Origin of the sequence: Paenibacillus sp. JNUCC32 (assembly GCF_014863545.1) — a bacterium.
Classification (GTDB): Bacteria; Bacillota; Bacilli; order Paenibacillales; family Paenibacillaceae; genus Paenibacillus_AQ; species Paenibacillus_AQ lautus_A.
On the sequence record NZ_CP062260.1, the window covers coordinates 268,770 to 288,438 of the forward strand.

Annotated in this window: 17 protein-coding genes; 15 read left to right on the top strand and 2 right to left on the bottom strand. The window is 53.0% G+C overall.

From position 1 onward, the window contains the following. The first annotated feature begins 118 nt into the window (after window positions 1-118). The 8 genes from JNUCC32_RS01280 to JNUCC32_RS01315 all read left to right on the top strand — a co-directional run bounded on the left by JNUCC32_RS01280 (window position 119) and on the right by JNUCC32_RS01315 (window position 9,359). On the top strand, window positions 119-3,844 hold the full coding sequence (locus tag JNUCC32_RS01280) for a DNA polymerase III subunit alpha (protein WP_192570842.1): 3,726 nt from the start codon (window positions 119-121) through the stop codon (window positions 3,842-3,844). 146 nt (window positions 3,845-3,990) lie between these two features. After that, window positions 3,991-4,485, top strand: coding sequence for a phosphatidylglycerophosphatase A family protein (locus tag JNUCC32_RS01285; protein ID WP_036659792.1), 495 nt, complete (start codon window positions 3,991-3,993; stop codon window positions 4,483-4,485). A gap of 156 nt (window positions 4,486-4,641) precedes the next feature. Then, window positions 4,642-4,830: a hypothetical protein gene (locus JNUCC32_RS01290; protein ID WP_006212044.1), complete on the top strand. Its 189-nt coding sequence runs from the start codon at window positions 4,642-4,644 to the stop codon at window positions 4,828-4,830. A 92-nt stretch (window positions 4,831-4,922) separates the two neighbouring features. After that, the gene (gene accD / locus JNUCC32_RS01295) at window positions 4,923-5,816 is read left to right on the top strand and encodes an acetyl-CoA carboxylase, carboxyltransferase subunit beta (RefSeq protein ID WP_009595062.1); all 894 of its coding nucleotides are present in this window, start codon (window positions 4,923-4,925) and stop codon (window positions 5,814-5,816) included. Next, the gene (locus JNUCC32_RS01300; protein WP_096776314.1) at window positions 5,816-6,799 is read left to right on the top strand and encodes an acetyl-CoA carboxylase carboxyltransferase subunit alpha; all 984 of its coding nucleotides are present in this window, start codon (window positions 5,816-5,818) and stop codon (window positions 6,797-6,799) included. Before accD ends, JNUCC32_RS01300 begins: the two co-directional genes overlap by 1 nt. Window positions 6,800-6,918: 119 nt before the next feature. Then, window positions 6,919-8,346 carry a pyruvate kinase gene (gene pyk / locus JNUCC32_RS01305; protein WP_009595064.1) on the top strand — a complete coding sequence of 476 codons (1,428 nt, stop codon included), beginning with the start codon at window positions 6,919-6,921 and terminating at the stop codon, window positions 8,344-8,346. Between the two features lie 106 nt (window positions 8,347-8,452). Continuing rightward, window positions 8,453-8,962, top strand: a complete 510-nt coding sequence (locus tag JNUCC32_RS01310; RefSeq protein ID WP_036659790.1) for an acyl-CoA thioesterase — start codon at window positions 8,453-8,455, stop codon at window positions 8,960-8,962. A 4-nt stretch (window positions 8,963-8,966) separates the two neighbouring features. After that, window positions 8,967-9,359 carry an FxsA family protein gene (locus JNUCC32_RS01315; RefSeq protein WP_096776312.1) on the top strand — a complete coding sequence of 131 codons (393 nt, stop codon included), beginning with the start codon at window positions 8,967-8,969 and terminating at the stop codon, window positions 9,357-9,359. A gap of 141 nt (window positions 9,360-9,500) precedes the next feature. Here the strand turns inward: JNUCC32_RS01315 and ytvI are convergent, their stop codons facing one another. After that, window positions 9,501-10,619: a sporulation integral membrane protein YtvI gene (gene ytvI / locus JNUCC32_RS01320; RefSeq protein WP_015736985.1), complete on the bottom strand. Its 1,119-nt coding sequence runs from the start codon at window positions 10,617-10,619 to the stop codon at window positions 9,501-9,503. Between the two features lie 379 nt (window positions 10,620-10,998). Between ytvI and citZ the strand changes: the two genes are divergently transcribed. The 5 genes from citZ (at window position 10,999) to JNUCC32_RS01345 (ending at window position 16,238) form a co-directional block, all read left to right on the top strand. After that, window positions 10,999-12,111: a citrate synthase gene (gene citZ, locus JNUCC32_RS01325; protein WP_009595070.1), complete on the top strand. Its 1,113-nt coding sequence runs from the start codon at window positions 10,999-11,001 to the stop codon at window positions 12,109-12,111. Window positions 12,112-12,257: 146 nt separating this feature from the next. Beyond that, window positions 12,258-13,550, top strand: coding sequence for an NADP-dependent isocitrate dehydrogenase (gene icd / locus JNUCC32_RS01330; RefSeq protein ID WP_009595069.1), 1,293 nt, complete (start codon window positions 12,258-12,260; stop codon window positions 13,548-13,550). Between the two features lie 14 nt (window positions 13,551-13,564). Next, window positions 13,565-14,506 carry a malate dehydrogenase gene (mdh, locus tag JNUCC32_RS01335; protein WP_015736984.1) on the top strand — a complete coding sequence of 314 codons (942 nt, stop codon included), beginning with the start codon at window positions 13,565-13,567 and terminating at the stop codon, window positions 14,504-14,506. A gap of 153 nt (window positions 14,507-14,659) precedes the next feature. Beyond that, window positions 14,660-15,085 (top strand): hypothetical protein, encoded by a 426-nt coding sequence (locus JNUCC32_RS01340; protein WP_009595065.1) that lies wholly within the window; start codon window positions 14,660-14,662, stop codon window positions 15,083-15,085. Window positions 15,086-15,371: 286 nt separating this feature from the next. Next, the gene (locus JNUCC32_RS01345; protein ID WP_096776311.1) at window positions 15,372-16,238 is read left to right on the top strand and encodes an SDR family oxidoreductase; all 867 of its coding nucleotides are present in this window, start codon (window positions 15,372-15,374) and stop codon (window positions 16,236-16,238) included. Window positions 16,239-16,368: 130 nt separating this feature from the next. Here JNUCC32_RS01345 and JNUCC32_RS01350 read toward each other — a convergent pair whose 3' ends face one another. After that, a complete protein-coding gene (locus JNUCC32_RS01350) occupies window positions 16,369-16,743 on the bottom strand; it encodes a hypothetical protein (RefSeq protein ID WP_036673584.1) in 375 nt (124 codons plus the stop codon). 217 nt (window positions 16,744-16,960) lie between these two features. Here JNUCC32_RS01350 and JNUCC32_RS01355 point away from each other — a divergent pair, with 217 nt between their 5' ends. Both JNUCC32_RS01355 and JNUCC32_RS01360 read left to right on the top strand, forming a co-directional pair. Beyond that, window positions 16,961-18,514 (top strand): fumarate hydratase, encoded by a 1,554-nt coding sequence (locus JNUCC32_RS01355; protein WP_192570843.1) that lies wholly within the window; start codon window positions 16,961-16,963, stop codon window positions 18,512-18,514. A 162-nt stretch (window positions 18,515-18,676) separates the two neighbouring features. Beyond that, on the top strand, window positions 18,677-19,648 hold the full coding sequence (locus JNUCC32_RS01360; RefSeq protein ID WP_192570844.1) for a bile acid:sodium symporter family protein: 972 nt from the start codon (window positions 18,677-18,679) through the stop codon (window positions 19,646-19,648). Window positions 19,649-19,669: the final 21 nt, after the last annotated feature.

Below are 19,669 nucleotides of genomic sequence, written 5' to 3' on the forward strand. Positions count from 1 at the left end.
CCTAGTTTCATTCTATGGGCGGGCCTAGCGGGATTATGATAAAATGGTATAAAGACTTTTCAAGATATTTCTGAATTGATTTTAAATATACATGTACCGGCGAAAGGAAGGCGTTACGATGAGCTCTTTCGTGCATTTGCACGTGCATAGTGAATACAGTTTGCTCGATGGAGCGGCACGTATCGGTGACCTGGTGCGGGAAGCGGCGGCGCTTGGCATGAAATCGCTGGCGCTGACGGATCATGGCGTGATGTATGGTGCCGTTCCGTTCTATAAAGCCTGCCTGGCGCAGGGCATCAAACCGATTATCGGCTGCGAGGCCTATATCACGGCAGGCTCCCGCAAGGAGCGGGGAAGCCGCAAGGACCAGCCGATCTATCATTTGATTTTGCTTGCCAAGAATGAGACCGGCTATCGCAATTTAATGAAGCTGTGCTCGATCGGGCATTTGGAGGGGTATCATTACAGACCCCGAATCGACATGGAGGCGCTGGCCGCCCATCATGAAGGCATCATATGCCTCAGCGCCTGCTTGGGAGGCGAGGTTCCCCAGCATCTGCTTCATGGACGCGAAGCGGAAGCGAAAGCTGCCGCGCTTCGTTATCAGGCGATTTTTGGAGAAGACTACTATCTGGAGCTGCAGGATCACGGAATTCCGGAGCAGAAGCGCGTGAATCCCCAGCTGATTCAGCTAAGCCGCGAGACCGGCATTCCGCTGGTAGCGACCAACGATGTGCATTATCTGACCGAGAGCGATGCCGAGGTTCAGGACGTCCTGATCTGCATCGGCACGGGAAAGACGGTCGAAGATGAAGACAGGCTGCAGATTCAGACGAATCAGCTTTATTTGAAGAGCGGCAGCGACATGGAGCGTCTGTATCCCCATGTGCCTGAAGCTATATTGAATACGGCTAAGATTGCGGACCAGTGCCATTTGGAGCTGGAGTTCGGCAAATCCATCTTGCCGGAATACAGCTCGCTTCCGGAAGGGAAGAATGCTGCGGAATATCTGCGGGATCTCTGCCTGAGCGGATTGCGGGAACGCTACGAAGAAACGGAACGGTGGCAGGATGAAGTGCAACGCAGCGAGCTGGAGCAGCGCCTTGATTATGAGCTCGGCGTTATCGAGAGCATGGGCTTCAGCGATTATTTCCTGATCGTATGGGATTTCATCGCCTATGCCCACCGGAAAGGCATCGCGGTCGGACCCGGAAGGGGTTCCTCGGCAGGAAGCCTAGTGGCTTATACCCTGCAGATTACCAATGTGGATCCGATGAAATACAAGCTGTTGTTTGAGCGCTTCCTGAATCCGGAACGGATCACGATGCCGGATATCGATATCGATTTCAGCGATGAGCGCCGGGACGAGGTCATCGATTACGTGGTGGACAAATACGGGAAAGAGCATGTGGCCCAGATCATTACGTTCGGTACGATGGCCGCAAGGGCAGCCGTCCGCGACGTCGGGCGTGCGCTGAATGTGCCGTTCGGGGATGTGGACAAGGCGGCCAAGCTGATCCCTAACCACCTGGGCATCAGCATTGAAAGAGCGATGGAGCAAAGCCCGCAGCTGAAGGAGCAGTACGAAACAAAGCCGAAGGTACGCGAGCTGATCGACATGGCGATGAAGGTCGAGGGCATGCCGCGCCATGCATCGACGCATGCGGCCGGCATCGTCATTTCCAGGGAGCCCTTGACGGATGCGGTGCCGCTGCAGGAAGGCAGCGAGAAGACGGCGCTGACGCAGTATTCCATGGAGAATTTGGAGAGCGTGGGGCTCCTCAAGATGGATTTTTTGGGCCTGCGGACGCTGTCGATCATTGAGCGTACGCTGAAATGGATTCAAGAATTGACCGGCAGTAAGCTTGATTTCGAACAAGTGCCGGATGACGACCAAACGACTTACGAAATGCTGGGCCGAGGGGAGACCGCGGGCGTATTTCAGCTCGAATCCGCCGGGATACGGCGGGTGCTAAAGGATCTGAAACCTTCGGTGTTTGAGGATATCGTATCGGTGAATGCCCTGTACCGCCCGGGTCCCATGGAATTTATTCCGAAGTTCATTCAGGCCAAGCACGGCCGGATCGAGCCGGAATACCCCCATCCGGACCTGATCCCGATTCTGGGCGATACGTACGGCATTATCGTTTACCAGGAGCAGATTATGCAGATCGCTTCGACAATGGCGGGTTTCTCGCTCGGGGAAGCGGATCTGCTGCGCAGAGCGGTATCGAAGAAGAAACGCGAGGTGCTGGACCGCGAGCGCAGCCACTTCGTTTCAGGGAGCCTGAAGCTGGGCTATACCGAGGATGAGGCCAACCGCGTGTACGACATGATCGTCCGGTTTGCCAACTACGGATTCCCGCGCGCGCATGCTGCCGCTTACGGCGTGCTGGCCTTCCAGACGGCTTATCTTAAGGCGCACTATCCGGTTCCGTTCATGGCTTCCATGCTGACAGCCGTCATGGGCAGCCATCGGAAGGTAGCCGAATACGTGCTGGAGGCGCGGCGCATCGATATCGAGGTCATGCCGCCGGACGTCAACGAAAGCGGGACGTATTTTACGCCGGTCATGAGCCGTTCTGCTGCCGAGGGCAGCGATAAACAGGCCGATTCTCCGGCCGGCGGCGGGATCCGATTCGGGCTTGCCGCCATCAAGAACGTCGGCACGCAAGCGGTGGAGAATATCGTCGAGATCCGGCGCGAAAAGCCGTTTGAAAGCCTGCTTGATTTCTGCCGCCGCGTCGACCTCCGCGTATGCAACAAGCGCGTGATCGAGTCCCTGATCCAGGCGGGCGCCTTCGATTCCTTGCAGGGGCACCGCTCCCAGCTGGTCGCCATGCTGGACGAAACGGTGGAAGCGGCCGTGAAGTGGAGAAAGGAGCGGGATGATCTTCAGATTCAGCTCTTCGACTTCGTGGAAACCGCGAATTGGGACATTGAATATCCGGACATCCCGCCTTATACCGCAAGTCAGCAGCTCGAATTCGAACGCGAGCTGCTGGGCATGTATTTGTCCGGTCATCCGCTGGACGGCTTTGAAGAGACGCTGACGGAGTCCGGAGCGGATCGGCTCATGGATCTGCATGAAGCGGAGGATGAGTCGATGGCTACGGTTGCCGGCATGGTGGTCTCGCTGAAGACCATTACGACGAAACAGGGAAAAGCGATGGCCTTCATGGAGTGCGAGGATCAAATCGAGCGCTGCGAGGTCGTTCTCTTTCCGGAAGTGTGGAAGCGCAGCGCGCATCTGATTGAAAAAGGCGCCCTGCTCGCGATCCGGGCGAAGGTCCAGCTGCAGGACGAAGGCTTCAAGCTGCTGGCCGAAGAAATCGCTCCGCTTGAAGCGCAGACCCTGGGCCAGCTCGTTCGGCGGGGCAAGGTCCGGGGAACGCAGGGCGGCAGAGGCAGGGCCGAGGGAGCAGGCCGGAGCGCCGCGTCGGGCGCAACCGGCAAGCAGGCGGCTTCGGCCGGCGAACCAAAGGCCGTTCTGAATGCAGCGCAGCCGCTTGCCGCCACGAAAGGCCAAGACCTGCCTCCGCTCGGAAAGGAAGTTTCGGGCATGAACCGAACGTCCGGGAAGGAATCTCGAGCAGGCGCATCGAATCCTAAAGCAGAGCAGCGCGTGTTTGTGAAAATAACGGCCGATGCGGAGCGATCGGAGATGCTGGTCAAGCTGAAAGAGCTTCTGCAGCGGCATCCGGGGCCTGTCGCAACGGTGTTGTTTTATGAACGAAGCCAGAAGGTGCTTGCGCTCAGCGATGCCTATCGGATCGAGCCTTCGCAAGAGCTCATTGCCGAAATGGAGAGCATGCTGGGCAAAGACACCGTTAAAGTGAAGTGACATGAAAATTTAAGAACGTTTCCCATCCCTCCCGCATACAATTAGGACACTACAGGAATGTTGGCCGAGTATTCGCCTGAAGAAAGCACTTCACGGCGATGACCGTAGTGACAGAGCAACGGCCAAAGACGCGGGGGGGATTTGTGGTGTCAATCGACTTGGCAGAGAGCATGCTCAGCCGCAGAGGAGTCAGCGTAAACTCCATCGCGGATATTGTGTTGAAGCTTCAACAGCGCTACCATCCGACGCTAACCATCGAGCAGTGCGAGGAAAGCGTGCGGGCCGTGCTCGGGAAGCGCGAAGTGCAGTATACCCTGTATACGGGCATTGCGCTGGATGAGCTGGCGGAGAAGAAACTGCTGCCGGAGCCGCTGCAATCAATTATGGAGCAGGACGAACCGTTGTACGGTGTGGATGAGACCATGGCGCTCGGTGTCACGAGCATATACGGCATGATTGGACTGACGAGCTTCGGCTACCTGGATAAAGAAAAAATTGGCGTGATTGAGATATTAAATGAAAAAACGGACGGGATTCATGTGTTTCTGGATGATCTCGTTGCAGGCATTGCCGCCGCCGCTTCCTCGCGAATCGCGCATAACAATCCCGATGCGGCCCATTATACCGCGGGATCTGACTGATTTGCGCGAGTGTTGTCGAATCGCTGCATAAGGGTAAGGATTTGGCTTTCAGCCCCCTGCTCTCTTTGTTGAGGTAAAAACTGAAGTATGTTATCATTATCCATTATATCGGCTCAGGATATGCCTGTGGGACGAGATTAGGGGGATCTGAAAGGCATGTGGACGGTTATCTATATTGCGCCAACTGCAAAGGTGGCGGAAATGATCAAGACCAGGCTAACGGAAGAAGGGTTTTTGGTTCAAAGCCGTCCTGTGAATCTTTCCAAACAGCAGTTTGAGATTTTGGTACCCTCCGGAGAGCTTGAGGAAGTACAGGAAGTGTTGAATTCGATATTGCACCCCTAGTTTCATCTGGGTTACATAGCGAAGCTTAGCGTACGGATCGGCGATGTGCTATTGCGGCGGCCATTCAAATTTACGGCTGGAGAGGTGTAGTTGTGTTTAAAGACTTGTTTCAGAAAAAAAGAAAATACGCAACGATCCCATCGGAACGACTTGGGACGGCAGGGCAGCCTCAGGAAGGCGAACGCCCGAAACGGGAAATTCCGGAAGGTCTGATGAATAAGTGTGCCAAGTGCGGCACCATTCAATACAGCAAAGAGCTTGAGAAGAATCTGAAGGTGTGTCAGGAGTGCGGGCATCATATGCGCTTGAACGCGGTTGAGCGGATTGCCATGACGCTGGATGAGACAGGCTTTGAAGAGTTTGACGCGGAGATGATCTCGGTGGACCCGCTCAAGTTTCCGGGATATGCGGCCAAGCTGGAGCAGCAGAAGATGAAATCCGGACTGCATGATGCGGTGATTACCGGCCAAGGCTCCATTCTGGGCCAGCCCGTTGTGGTGGCCGTGATGAGTTTTGACTTCTTCACGGGAAGCATGGGCTCCGTCGTTGGGGAAAAAATCACCCGTGCGATCGAGTTTGCGACGGACAAGCGTTTACCGCTCATTATTTTCTCCACTTCCGGCGGCGCCCGGATGCAGGAGAGCATTCTCAGTTTGATGCAGATGGCCAAAACAAGCGCGGCCCTGTCCAGGTTCAATGAACTCGGCGGGCTCTACATTTCAGTGATCACGGATCCGACGACCGGCGGCGTGTCCGCCAGCTTCGCGACGCTTGGCGATATCAACATCGCCGAGCCGGGAGCCGTATTCGGCTTTGCGGGCCGTATCGTTATTGAACAGACCATTCGCCAGAAGCTGCCGGACGATTTCCAGACAGCGGAGTTCAATTTGGCGCATGGTCAGCTTGACATGGTTATTCATCGGAAAGATATGCGCTCCATGCTTGGTAAGCTGCTGGAGATGCATACCGTGAAAGGGGGATTCTGATGTCAGGCGAATTGCCTTTTGAAATGCCACTTGCCGAAATGCGCAAGAAGATAGACGAACTGAAACAATTCGGACAGGAAAAAGGGATCGATTTCACGGATGAAATCGCCCGCCTGGAAGAACGATATAGTCGTTTGGAGGAAGAAATTTATTCCTCGATTTCGCCTTCCCAGAAAATGCATCTGGCCCGTCATCAGCAGCGGCCGACGTCGCTTGATCTGATCCAGCTGATCTTTACGGATTTCATCGAGCTGCATGGAGACCGTCTCTACGGGGACGACCTTGCCGTCGTCGGCGGCTTGGCCAAACTTGACGGCGTTCCGGTCACGGTGGTCGGCCAGCAGCGCGGCAAAGACACGAAGGACAACATCGCCCGTTTCTTCGGAAGTCCGCATCCGGAAGGCTTCCGAAAAGCCCTGCGGCTTATGCAGCAGGCGAACAAGTTCAAGCGTCCCATTATCACGTTTATTGATACAAAAGGCGCATATCCGGGTAATACAGCAGAAGAAAGAGGTCAGTCCGAGGCGATCGCCCGCAATTTGCGGGATATGTCGTCTCTTGGGGTGCCTGTTGTTTGTGTGGTCATCGGCGAAGGTGGAAGCGGCGGTGCTCTTGCGATGGCTGTAGGCAATCGCGTGCTGATGCTGGAGCACGCCATCTATTCCGCCATCTCGCCGAACGGCGCGGCATCCATTCTATGGAAGGATGCGTCCAAGGCGGACCAGGCCGCGGAAGCGATGAAGATCACCGCCAAGGACCTGCTTGAAATGGAAGTCATCGAGGAGATCATTCCTGAGCCTAAGGGCGGTGCGCACCGTAACTACGAGGAGACGGCCGCTGCCATTCGGAGCGCCCTGATCAGCCAGCTGAAGGAGCTGTCCGTGATGGATGCCTGCGAGCTGAAGGAAGACCGGTACCGCAAATTCCGCAAGATCGGCGAATTCGACTTTGCGAAGGCGGAACCGGAAGACGTTATCCTCTAAAAGTCTGATGAGTATGTGACGATATGACAAAGTTCCTATACAAATGAGACTTTTTGTAGTAGATTTAGTTGTTGGAAAAAGAGATATAGAGAACCCTTTAATAAACGGAGGAAACCCAAATGCGCAAAACAAAAATTGTATGTACCATCGGTCCTTCCAGTGAATCGTTGGAAAACACCAAGAAGCTCATTATGGCCGGCATGAACGTGGCTCGTCTGAACTTCTCCCACGGCGACTTCGAGGAGCATGGCAACCGGATCAAGAACATCCGCCAAGCTTGCGAAGAGTTGAACAAAACGGTAGCGATCCTGCTTGATACCAAAGGACCGGAGATCCGTACAGGCAAACTTGAAGTGGAACCGATTGAGCTTGTACAAGATGAATATATCACCCTTACTACCGAGGAAATCCTTGGTGATAAGAATCGTTTGTCCATTACTTATAAAGAGTTGCCTCAAGACGTTCAAGTCGGATCGACGATCCTGATCGACGACGGCCTGATCGGTCTGACCGTGGTGGAGATTCAAGGCACCGAAATCAGATGCCGCATCGTTAATGGCGGAACCATTAAGAGCAAAAAAGGTGTTAACGTGCCGGGAGTCGCGATTTCCCTCCCAGGTATTACGGAAAAAGACGCCAACGATATCATTTTCGGGATCGAGCAGGGCATCGATTTTATTGCCGCTTCCTTCGTTCGTAAAGCAAGTGACGTGCTGGAAATTCGCGAATTGCTGAAGAAACACAATGGCGAGCACATCCAAATCATCTCCAAAATCGAGAACCAGCAGGGCGTTGACAATCTGGATGAAATCCTGGAAGTATCCGACGGCTTGATGGTAGCCCGTGGCGACCTCGGCGTTGAAATTCCGGCTGAGGAAGTTCCGTTGGTTCAAAAACGCATGATCGAAAAATGTAACCTGGCCGGCAAACCGGTCATTACGGCTACGCAAATGCTGGATTCCATGCAGCGCAACCCGCGTCCTACCCGTGCGGAAGCAAGTGACGTTGCCAATGCGATTTTCGACGGAACCGATGCCATCATGCTCTCCGGCGAAACGGCTGCAGGTAAATACCCGGTGGAATCCGTATTGACGATGTCCCGCATCGCGGAAAAAGCGGAATCCGCACTGAACTATCGTGAATTGTTCTTGAAGCAGCGCATTGCACAAGAAACCAGCGTAACCGAAGCGATCAGCCAATCGGTTGCGATTTCGGCACTCGACCTGAATGCCAAAGCGATCATTTCGTCTACCGAATCTGGTCAAACAGCTCGCATGGTATCCAAATACCGTCCACAGGCTCCTATCGTCGCCGTAACGACCCAAGAAAGAACGCTGAGACGTTTGGCACTGACTTGGGGCGTAACGCCGGTTAAAGGCGAGCAGGCTTCTTCTACGGACGAGATGTTTGATTATGCGCTGCAAGGCGGCGTGAAATCCGGACTCGTGAAAGAAGGCGACCTTGTTGTGATTACGGCGGGCGTGCCGCTGGGACGTTCCGGTTCCACGAACCTGCTGAAAGTGGACCAAATTCCACAGCAGAAGTAGATTCATCATCAAGAATCCGCTGGATTCTGAATATAGCTGCATATAAGCAATGGACGACGTTTCTTGTCGGCCATTGCTTTTTGCATACATGAGGGGGAAGAAGACGTTGGCTAGTCCATCCGTACCGACGCGAAGCCGCTGGTTCTGGACATCCTTTCGGGTGCGTTACCAGGAAAGCGATCAAATGGGTGTCGTGTATCATGCGAACTATTTAAACTGGTTTGAGATCGGGCGTACCGAAATGATCCGTGAAATGGGATTTACGTATCGGGGAATGGAAGAAGAAGGCGTCCTGCTCCCTGTAGTGGATCTAGACATCAAGTATCGCCGGCCGGCGCGATATGATGATCTCGTGACAATATTTACAAGAATGACTGCTTTCTCCCCGCTGCGAATACACTATGAATACGAGGTCCGTCTGCTGAGTGAGCAGGAGCAGGCGGATTTGGGAGCGAGGGGTTGGCATACCGAGTCCGAGCTCCCCGGTGCCTTGTTAACGGCAGGAGCGACCCGGCATGTATGGCTGAACCGGGAGTGGAAGCCGGCCCGACTGGATAAATGCGCGCCAAAGCTGTATGATGCATTGAAGGATACCCTTTTGGGGAGGAAGGAGTAGCTTCATGTTCAAATGGATGCTGGCAGCGATTATTTTTGTGCCTACTATTGAGATATTCGGCTTTCAGTTTGTTGCGGACCGCGTAGGCGGCATGAATACATTGCTTTTGACACTGCTGACCTCTGCCGTCGGCGTGGCCATGATGAGATTCGAAGGCCGCAAAGCGATGGAAGACGCCAAGCAGAGAATGAATACAGGCATGGTACCGGGTGCTTCCATGGCGGACGGCCTATGTATATTTGCGGGTGGAGTACTTCTCATTCTGCCGGGCTTTGTAACTGACATGATCGGCTTTACGTTGATATTTCCGTTGACCCGCCCGCTGTATCGGATTTTGCTGTTGAAATGGATGAAGAAAAATATGAAAAACGGCAAGATTACGATCTTTCGCAGATAATACAAGCAGACATTACCATAAGACCGGTCCCGCAAGGGGCCGGTCTATTTTATGCAAGGGAGCAGCCTATTTGAATCTTTCCAAATACGATGTTCACATTAGCCCAATGATAAGATAAATCAAGCCGTCTCTTAACGCGAGCTACCTGAACCTGCCCCCGATAATGTAATTCCTCAGGTCCTTGAACACATGGGCCCGATGAAAAGCGTCCAGGATGACAAGCGACACGGGACCGATGATCAGTCCCAAAATCCCGAACAGCTTAAGCCCGACGAACATGCCCAGCAGGGCGGCAAGCGGATCCAGCCCGACGCTGCTGGCCAGCACCTTGGGCTCCATGATCTGACGGACGACCAGAATGATGCTGTACAGGACCGTCAGCCCGATGCCGAGTGTCAGGTCGTCGGACATAAAAGCATACAGCGACCACGGAATCAGGACGATGCCCACACCCAGGTACGGGAGTAGATCCACCAAGCCGATCAGAAGCCCGATGGAGAAGGCGGAATCCACGCCGAGCGCATAGAGCGTGATCGTGACGATGACGGCCGTAATGGATATGAGAATCAGCTGGGCTCTGGCAAATCCGAACAGCGCTTTTTTCAGATCCGAGAAGATATAGTTCATCGGTTTACGAATGACGTCGGGCAGGAGACGGAGCAGCGCGCGGTTATGACGTTCCCAGCTGTTGCTGAGAAAGAACGTGGACAGCAGCACGACAATGAAAATCGTCCCCAAATTCGGCAAATAATAAATAATTTGCAGGATACCGTTAAAAATACCGGTAACGAGGTCGGTCACGGCCGTGCCGATCGTCTGCGTCGTACGGGTGATGTTTTGGTTGATGGTATCGTGATAATTCGGGTTGTTCTGATAGAAACGGCTGATCTCATTGACGATATTCTGGAAGCTCTCATTCTGCGTCCAGGCCGTCAGCCATTCCACCCAGGCGTCAATGTGGAGATTAAAGGACTGGGACAGGGCAATCAGTTCCTTGACCAGCCTGCTGACGGCCGCGGTGAGAATCAACAGGGCTGCGCCGAAATACAGGAGCAGGGACAACGTGACGGCGATCCAGCGCGGCATTCTCAGACTCCGCTGGAGCAGGTTGACGCAAGGGTTCATCGCATAGGCGATGATCCAGGCCAGAAGGAAGGGATAAAGCAGCGGCAGCAGTACATATATCAAATAGGCGATCACGAAGATGGAAGACAGCACCCACACTCCCCGGCCCAAACGTTTAAGCATCAATCGTTCCAATGAATCACACTCCTTTGCAGCTGACTTGGAGGGACGAGCAGAAAGGCTCATTCTATACGTATGCAGGGAGTTTCAATATAAGGATAAAGAGTTCAAAAATGGTCGTCTTCATGATTCGACAATGAGAATTATCACAGGTATAATGGAATTGTAAGTGATTTCAAAAAAATGTTTATGGTATCGATAAAACAATTTGATGCGGCGAATGTCGCTCCTCATGTTCACATATCAGACAAAATCCAGTATGATATGAGAAGGTTTGCGACTAGGACCATAGCAATTTTTTTGCGCGTTTTTCTTTTTCATCTGACTTCATGAAAATGTTTTCATGATTGTCAAAATAGTTCAGTTTATCCCGATCATAAAGGAGAGATGTTGCATGACAGCTACCAAGGGTTTGGAAGGCATTGTAGCTACCACCTCCGCGATTAGTTCGATCGTCGATGGCGTTCTGACTTACCGTGGATATGATATTGACGATCTCGCAGAACATGCAAGTTTTGAAGAAGTAGCCTACCTGCTCTGGTTCGGAAAGCTTCCGAATGTAGAAGAGTTAAAGGCGCTTCAACAAGATTTGAGCAACTATGCCGCCATTCCGGATGAGCTTATCCAGCAGATCAAACTGTATCCGAAGGACGGCAATACGATGGCTGCGCTTCGTTCGGCTGTATCCGCGCTCGCTCTGTACGACGCCGAAGGCGACGATATGAGCCGTGAAGCGAACGAGAAGAAAGCGGTTAAACTTCAAGCTCAGCTTCCGACGATCATCGCTGCCATTGCCCGCGTTCGTCAGGGCAAAGAGCCGGTGGCTCCGAAAGCAGGCGCCTCCATCGCGGAAAACTTCCTGTATATGCTCAGAGGCGAGGATCCTGACCAGACTTCCATTAAGGCACTGGATCAGGCGCTCGTATTGCATGCGGACCACGAGCTTAACGCATCCACGTTTGCGGCCCGCGTGACCGTAGCCACGCTGTCCGACATTTATTCCGGTGTTACTTCCGCCATTGGCGCGCTGAAAGGCCCTCTGCACGGCGGCGCGAACGAAGCCGTCATGAAGATGCTGAACGAAGTCGGTTCGATTGATCGGGCTCAGGCGTACATTCAAGAGAAGCTGGACAACCGTGAAAAAATTATGGGCTTTGGACACCGCGTATACAAAAACGGCGATCCGCGCGCGAAACATCTCCAAAAAATGTCCCGCGAGCTTGGCGAAATGAAAGGCGATACCACGCTGTACGATATGTCGGTGCTGATCGACGAAACGGTTACCAACCAAAAAGGCCTGAAGCCGAACGTCGATTTCTATTCCGCCTCCGTCTATACGCAGCTTGGCATTGAGCACGAATTGTTCACGCCGATTTTCGCGATCAGCCGCGTATCCGGATGGACCGCGCATATTCTTGAGCAGTATGAAGGCAACCGTATTATCCGCCCGCGCGCAGAGTATACGGGGATGACCGATCAAAAATATGTGCCGATAGAACTTCGCTAAGTGGCTAGCAATCATGTACAATAGGCTAGAGGACCGCTTAAACGCGAGTGAATCGCGGGTGGCGGATTTCTCTATGCCTATTGCACACAGTATCGCATTGAAATGGCTAGAGAAAAGAACCATATTCGAAGGAGGAACTCATACTCATGAAATTGGAAAAATTCGCATTGCCGACTGAAGGCGAGAAAATCACGATTGATAACGGAACCCTGCAGGTGCCTAACAACCCTGTTATTCCTTTTATTGAAGGCGACGGCACAGGCCGTGACATCTGGAAAGCTTCCAAGCGCGTCCTGGATGCAGCTGTAGAAAAAGCGTACAACGGTTCCAAGAAAATTGCCTGGTATGAAGTATTTGCCGGTGAGAAGGCATACAATACATACGGTGAGTGGCTCCCGAACGATACGCTTGAAGCGATTCGCGAGTACATCGTTGCAATTAAAGGACCTCTTACAACGCCAATCGGCGGCGGTATCCGTTCCCTGAACGTTGCCCTTCGCCAAGAGCTGGATCTGTATACCTGCTTGCGTCCTGTCCGTTATTTCAACGGCGTACCGTCTCCGGTAAAACGTCCTGAGCTGGTCGACATGGTTATTTTCCGCGAGAACACGGAAGACATCTATGCAGGCATCGAATACAAAGAAGGCTCCGACGAAGTGAAGAAAGTGATCAAGTTCCTTCAAGACGAAATGGGAGCAAACAAAATCCGCTTCCCGGAAACTTCCGGTATCGGCATCAAACCGGTGTCCTCCGAAGGTTCCAAGCGTCTTGTACGCGCAGCGGTTGAATATGCGATCAAGCATGGCCGCAAATCCGTAACGCTCGTTCACAAAGGCAACATCATGAAATTTACGGAAGGTGCCTTCAAAAACTGGGGTTACGAAGTGGCTGAAGCTGAATTCGGCGATAAAGTGTTCACTTGGGCCCAGTACGATATCATCAAGGACAAGGACGGCGTAGATGCAGCTAACGCTGCTCAAAAAGCGGCTGAAGAAGCCGGCAAAATCATCGTTAAGGATGCGATTGCCGACATCGCGCTGCAGCAGGTTCTGACTCGCCCAACCGACTTTGACGTCATTGCGACATTGAACCTGAACGGCGACTACCTGTCTGACGCTCTGGCTGCGCAAGTTGGCGGTATCGGTATCGCTCCGGGCGCTAACATCAACTACGTAACAGGACATGCGATTTTCGAAGCGACTCATGGTACGGCTCCGAAATATGCAGACAAGGACGTAGTTAACCCTGGTTCCGTTATACTCTCCGGCGTTATGCTGCTTGAGCACCTCGGATGGCAGGAAGCGGCTGACCTGATCTACAAAGGCATGGAAACGTCCATCAACAACAAAACCGTGACTTACGACTTCGCCCGCCTGATGGAAGGCGCTACTGAAGTGAAATGCTCCGAGTTCGCAGACGAAATCATTAAAAACCTGTAAGGAGGAGATTCATCGTGGCAATTACTCGTAAAAAGATTACGGTAGTAGGTGCTGGCTTCACAGGTGCGACTACCGCCCTGATGCTGGCTCAAAAAGAACTGGGTGATGTGGTGCTGCTGGATATCCCGCAGCTCGAGAACCCTACCAAAGGTAAAGCGCTGGATATGCTCGAAGCAAGTCCCGTCCAGGGATTTGACAGCAACATAGTCGGTACATCCAACTATGAAGATGCAGCTGATTCCGATATCGTAATCATTACAGCAGGCGTAGCCCGCAAGCCGGGCATGAGCCGCGATGACCTCGTCAACACCAATGCAGGAATCGTGAAGTCCGTATGCGAGAACGTGAAGACTCATGCACCGAACTCCACGGTCATCATCCTGAGCAACCCGGTGGATGCCATGACCTATGTGGCGTACAACACGCTCGGATTTCCCAAGAACCGCGTCATCGGTCAATCCGGCGTATTGGATACGGCACGCTATTGCACCTTTATCGCGCAAGAGCTGAACGTATCCGTTGAGGATGTCCGCGGTTTCGTTCTGGGCGGCCATGGCGATGACATGGTTCCTCTCGTTCGTTACTCCAGTGTGGGCGGCATTCCGATCGACACGCTGATTCCGGCTGAACGCATTGAAGCGATCGTGCAGCGCACCCGGGTCGGCGGCGGCGAAATCGTCAATTTGCTGGGGAACGGCAGCGCCTACTACGCACCTGCTGCTTCCTTGGTCCAAATGACGGAAGCGATTCTGAAGGACAAGAAACGGATTATTCCGGTTATTGCCCTTCTGGAAGGCGAGTACGGTTATGACAACCTGTTCATGGGCGTACCGGCCATTCTCGGCGGAGACGGCATCGAGCGCATTTTCGAGCTTGAGCTGACCGCCGAAGAGAAGGCGGCGCTGGATAAGTCGGCGGAATCCGTGCGCAACGTGACTTCGGTCGTGAACCTGTAATTTGAATCAGGATTCACAAAATCGTCTAATAATGCAATCCCGTCCCGTGATTCGGGGCGGGATTGCTTTTCTTTGGATGATCTGTCCAGTATAATAGGAGACGATGAATTCGATGTAACATAAATCACACTAACGACTTTGGAGGAATTGTTTATGTGGAACGTGACATTTTTTCTGCATATGGTCGGTACGGCGGCGCTAGGGTTTTACTTGATCCTGCCGTTTGTTGTCGGCGGTATTCAGAAGCTGTCTCTGGGCGCTCAAGAAGGAGCCGTGAATACGATTCGGGTTGCGAACCGTTTTGCGCAGTACGGCTTGGTCATTCAGCTGTTGACTGGCGGATACATGATGTCCCAGGGCGAGTATTCGGTTCCTTGGATGATCATTGTAACGGTGTTGCTGCTGGCGATGTTTGCGATTGGAGGCATTATGAGCAAGCCGCTCAAGAATGCGCTTGCAGGCATCCGCGAGAAGCGTGAAGTGAAGGAAGAAACAAGCAAGCTCGGCACGCTTAGCGCATTGCTCGCCTTGCTGCTTCTGGTTATGATCTTCTTCATGGTATTCAATCATATCATCTAAGAACAGCTACATACGAAGAGAAGCCGTCCGTTGATTCGGGCGGTTTTTTTGATATTACGGCAAATTGATATTCCGGGGGTTCCCGCAAAACAGCGGACTGGACTTTGAGCGCAAGGCCCCGTCAAGAGGGGGATTTTGTTACGGGAAAAGCACCGTGCTTACGTTTGATCCCGTTCATTATGGGTAAAAACAATAGCGAAGGGCTTTTTATGAGAATAAGAAGCCGCGTCGAACGCATCCTATGAGAGGTAGTTTGAGATACTGACCTGAAAGGAGAAATGTTCATATGCCACAAGATCAACAGAAGCAGACATTGCCGCCCCAGCATCAGGATCACAGACCCGGAACCGAATCGGAGATGCACCCGAAGCCGGAGTTTGAAAGTAACGAGTATAAAGCAGCCGGTAAGCTAAAAGGAAAGGTAGCGCTGATTACCGGGGGCGACAGCGGGATCGGCCGTGCGGTTGCGGTCTACTATGCCAAGGAGGGCGCGGATGTATCCATTGTGTATCTGAACGAGCACAAGGACGCGGAAGAGACCAAGCGACAGGTAGAGCAGGAAGGGCGTAAATGCCTGCTGATCGCCGGCGATATCGGCGACGATGCGTTTTGCCGCGATGCAGTCACCGAAACCGTAGAGAAGCTTGGGAAGCTCGATATTCTTGTCAACAACGCAGCTGAACAGCATCCGCAGAAGAAAATCGAGGACATTACAAAAGAACAACTGGAGCGGACATTCCGCACGAATATTTTCGGGATGTTCTATTTGACGCAGGCGGCGATGCCGCATCTGTCCAAGGGAAGCTCCATTATTAACACGACCTCCATCACGGCTTACCGGGGAAGCCCGCAGCTGCTGGATTATGCATCAACCAAGGGTGCCATCGTGGCCTTTACGCGTTCCTTGTCGATGAACGTGGTCGGTCAAGGAATCCGGGTAAATGCCGTTGCGCCGGGACCCATCTGGACGCCGCTGATTCCTTCGACGTTCCCGGCGGATCAGGTAGCCGAGTTTGGGGCGACCCAGCCGATGAAACGTCCGGGTCAACCGGAAGAATTGGCTCCTGCTTATGTATATCTGGCATCAACGGACTCCTCCTACGTGAGCGGTCAAGTGATTCATGTGAACGGCGGCGAAGTGATTAACGGTTAAAGCGTTGATTCCTTTTGCGCCTAATAAACATACTCGATGACAGAATAGAGCGGACATCATGGGCTTCAGCCCGGATGTCCGCTCTTTTATCATGGGAGAGGGTTAGGTGAGATTACAGGCATACGGAGAATCAGATGGTTCTAAACCCGTTTGGAAGCCGTCCGGTATCGCGGATCGCCCGGATTTGAGCCAGCGTCAAACGGCGGTTCGAACTAATAATGGACTCTGGCTCTTCACCGCCGATGATATCGTCAAGATCGCCGATGTTGGTGCTGCCGCGGAATACTCTGAATCTGCCCCTGAAATTCGGCTCCGAGAACAGGACCAGGGTTGCGTTAGCGTTGGGGGAGAAGAATCTTAAGCTTTCAATGTCGCCAAAAGCTCTCTCGAGATTCCGGATCCCTACATTTCCACGCACCACAAATCGCCGTCCTCTGTAAAACTCATTTCTGAACAGGGCAAGTCTTGGAAAAACAACCTGGGAGACTGTAACTTTTCTCATCATAGCAATCACCTCCTTTCCTTAACCAATATATGAGAGATTCATAGATTGGTATGGTCATTATGACCGGCAATTCAACACATTTTCTCGTCTCTTTCATTTTTTTAAGTAAACCCTTTCATGTGCGGAATGATATGATATGATAACAATATTGGCAGTTTATAATGATTCTTTTTTGCTATGAGGATTGGGTCATGAAAGAGAGGAGTTTACTGACGCTATGAAGTTATTTGAAGAGAGCATGTATCGACTGATTGTAGAAACCTCCACGAATTTGCCCGGAGACGTGCGAAGAGCAGTCAACCGTGGACGAGCGTCCGAGGATGCGGCAACGCGAGCGGGGCTGGCACTGGCAACGATCGCTCAAAATATCGAGATGGCCGAGCAGGAAGTATCGCCGATCTGCCAGGATACGGGCATGCCGACGTTTATCGTGCATACACCCGTGGGTGCGAATCACATCGAAATGAAGAAGGCGATCTATGCGGCGGTGGTTCGCGCCACGAAGGATGGCAAGCTGCGTCCCAACTCGGTGGATTCGTTGACAGGCGCCAACAGCGGGGATAATCTCGGACCTGGTTCGCCCGTCATCCATTTCGAGCAATGGGAGCAGGATAAGGTGGACGTCCGTCTCATCCTGAAAGGGGGCGGCTGCGAGAACAAAAACATCCAGTACAGCCTTCCCGCAGAGCTTGAAGGATTGGGAAAAGCGGGACGTGACCTGGACGGAATCCGCAAGTGCATCATGCATGCCGTGTATCAAGCCCAGGGGCAGGGCTGCAGCGCCGGATTTATCGGCGTAGGTATCGGAGGCGACCGTACGACCGGGTACGAGCTTGCGAAGCATCAGCTGTTCCGGCATGTGGAGGATGTGAATCCGAATGAGGATCTGGCGAAGCTCGAAGATTACATATTGGAAAATGCAAACAAGCTGGGGATCGGCACGATGGGCTTTGGCGGAGAAGTCACGCTGCTCGGCTGCAAGGTCGGTGCGATGAACCGCTTGCCGGCAAGCTTTTTTGTATCGGTGGCCTATAACTGCTGGGCGTTCCGCCGTCAGGGCGTACTGATTGAGCCGGAAACCGGGGAGATCGCGGATTGGCTGTATGAAGCAGGCAGCGAGGTGCAGATGAATGCAAACTCCGAAACGGCAGCGTCCCGAGTCGAAGAATCAGCGCCAAGTGATTCCCAAGGACGTGAAGTAGTGCTTCATACGCCGATCAGCGAGGAGCAGATCCGTTCCCTGCGCGTCGGGGATGTGGTGGTGATCCGAGGCGAGATGCATACCGGACGGGATGCGCTTCATAAATACCTGATGGATCACGATGCCCCTCTCGATCTGAACGGAGCCGTGATTTATCACTGCGGTCCGGTTATGATGCAGGATGAAGAGGGATGGCATGTCAAGGCGGCAGGCCCGACGACCAGCATTCGGGAAGAACCGTACCAAGGCGATATTTTGAAAAAATTCGGCATTCGCGCGGTTATCGGAAAAGGCGGCATGGGGCCGAAGACGCTTCAAGCCTTGCAGGAGCATGGCGGCGTGTATCTGAATGCCATCGGCGGGGCTGCCCAGTATTATGCGAGATGCATCAAAAAAGTAAACGGCGTGGATTTCATGGAGTTCGGCATTCCGGAAGCGATGTGGCATTTGGAGGTCGACGGCTTTGCAGCCATCGTTACCATGGATTCGCACGGAAACAGTCTGCATGCCGATGTGAGCAAGGATTCCGCACAGAAGCTGGCGATGTTTAAAGAGCCGGTGTTCTCCTGATTCAAATCACGATGAGTAAGCATCGATTGGCCATCACGTGCCGGTCGGTGCTTTTTTGTTGAGCGCAAGCAGGGAGCCTTATTTCGAATTTTCGTTGCGGTTCGGATCGCCCCGGTTTATGATGAAAGTCAAATACGTCAATTCAGTCATAGGAGGAAACTGTTGAGAAGTTTTGGACTGGCCTTTGCATCTTGGTTTGAAAAGTACACCTTTCTCTTGATTCCCGGGTCGCTGGTGCTAGGCTGGCTGCTCTCGGACGTGCTGCTGGACTTTGTTCACTGGATTCCTTATCTATTCGGTTATATTACGCTGGTCATGGCGCTTGGCTGCGGCATCCGCCATCTGCAAGGGGTGCTGAAACGCCCGTTTGCCGTCATGCTGACGCTGTTTCTCGCCCATGCGGCCGCACCGGTGCTCGCCTATGGATTGGGCTCGGCCGTATTCGGCGCGGACTCGGACTATACGATAGGCTTGCTGCTGTTCGCGATCATTCCGCTCGGGATATCCTCGGTGATGTGGGTCGGAAGCTCCGGCGGCAGCGTTCCGTTCATCTTGGCGGTGGTGGTGCTGGACACCATACTCAGTCCCTTGGTCGTGCCGGCTCTGATGGATATGTTTATCGGAGATGCACTGGTTGCATGGAATGCGTCCGCGCTGATACTTGATTTGCTGACTATGGTGGTATTGCCCACTCTGATCGGGGTGATGCTGTATGAGGTATCCAAAGGACGGATCAAGGAGTGGTCGGCTCCCGTGACGCAGCCGATATCGAAGCTGTTTTTCATGCTTGTGGTGATGCTGAACGCGGCTGCTATCGCTCCCCATGCCGCAGGCATGAAGGAGGAAATGCTGGTGGTCATCCCGGTTGTCGTTGCCCTGATCGTGATCTGTTATTTACTCGGCTACTTTGGTTCCTATGCGATGCCGGGACGGACACAGGACATGCAAATTACATTTACCTACGCGTCCGGCATGAGGAATATATCCCTCGGGATGGTGCTTGCGACATCGTATTTTTCGCCCCAGGCGTCCATTCCGGTCGTGCTGGGCATTATGTTTCAACAGCCGGCCGCAACGGTCATTCACGCACTGTTCCACCGAAGACGGACACGGGCGATAAGTTATCCAAAATGATCATGAAGCAGAAAGAGGAGA

Coding starts and splice junctions, on each gene's coding strand:
- JNUCC32_RS01280 (WP_192570842.1), top strand. CDS start 119: ATGAGCTCTTTCGTGCATTTGCACGTGCATAGTGAATACAGTTTGCTC.
- JNUCC32_RS01290 (WP_006212044.1), top strand. CDS start 4,642: ATGTGGACGGTTATCTATATTGCGCCAACTGCAAAGGTGGCGGAAATG.
- JNUCC32_RS01300 (WP_096776314.1), top strand. CDS start 5,816: ATGTCAGGCGAATTGCCTTTTGAAATGCCACTTGCCGAAATGCGCAAG.
- pyk (WP_009595064.1), top strand. CDS start 6,919: ATGCGCAAAACAAAAATTGTATGTACCATCGGTCCTTCCAGTGAATCG.
- JNUCC32_RS01315 (WP_096776312.1), top strand. CDS start 8,967: ATGTTCAAATGGATGCTGGCAGCGATTATTTTTGTGCCTACTATTGAG.
- citZ (WP_009595070.1), top strand. CDS start 10,999: ATGACAGCTACCAAGGGTTTGGAAGGCATTGTAGCTACCACCTCCGCG.
- icd (WP_009595069.1), top strand. CDS start 12,258: ATGAAATTGGAAAAATTCGCATTGCCGACTGAAGGCGAGAAAATCACG.
- JNUCC32_RS01340 (WP_009595065.1), top strand. CDS start 14,660: ATGTGGAACGTGACATTTTTTCTGCATATGGTCGGTACGGCGGCGCTA.
- JNUCC32_RS01345 (WP_096776311.1), top strand. CDS start 15,372: ATGCCACAAGATCAACAGAAGCAGACATTGCCGCCCCAGCATCAGGAT.
- JNUCC32_RS01350 (WP_036673584.1), bottom strand. CDS start 16,743: ATGATGAGAAAAGTTACAGTCTCCCAGGTTGTTTTTCCAAGACTTGCC.
- JNUCC32_RS01355 (WP_192570843.1), top strand. CDS start 16,961: ATGAAGTTATTTGAAGAGAGCATGTATCGACTGATTGTAGAAACCTCC.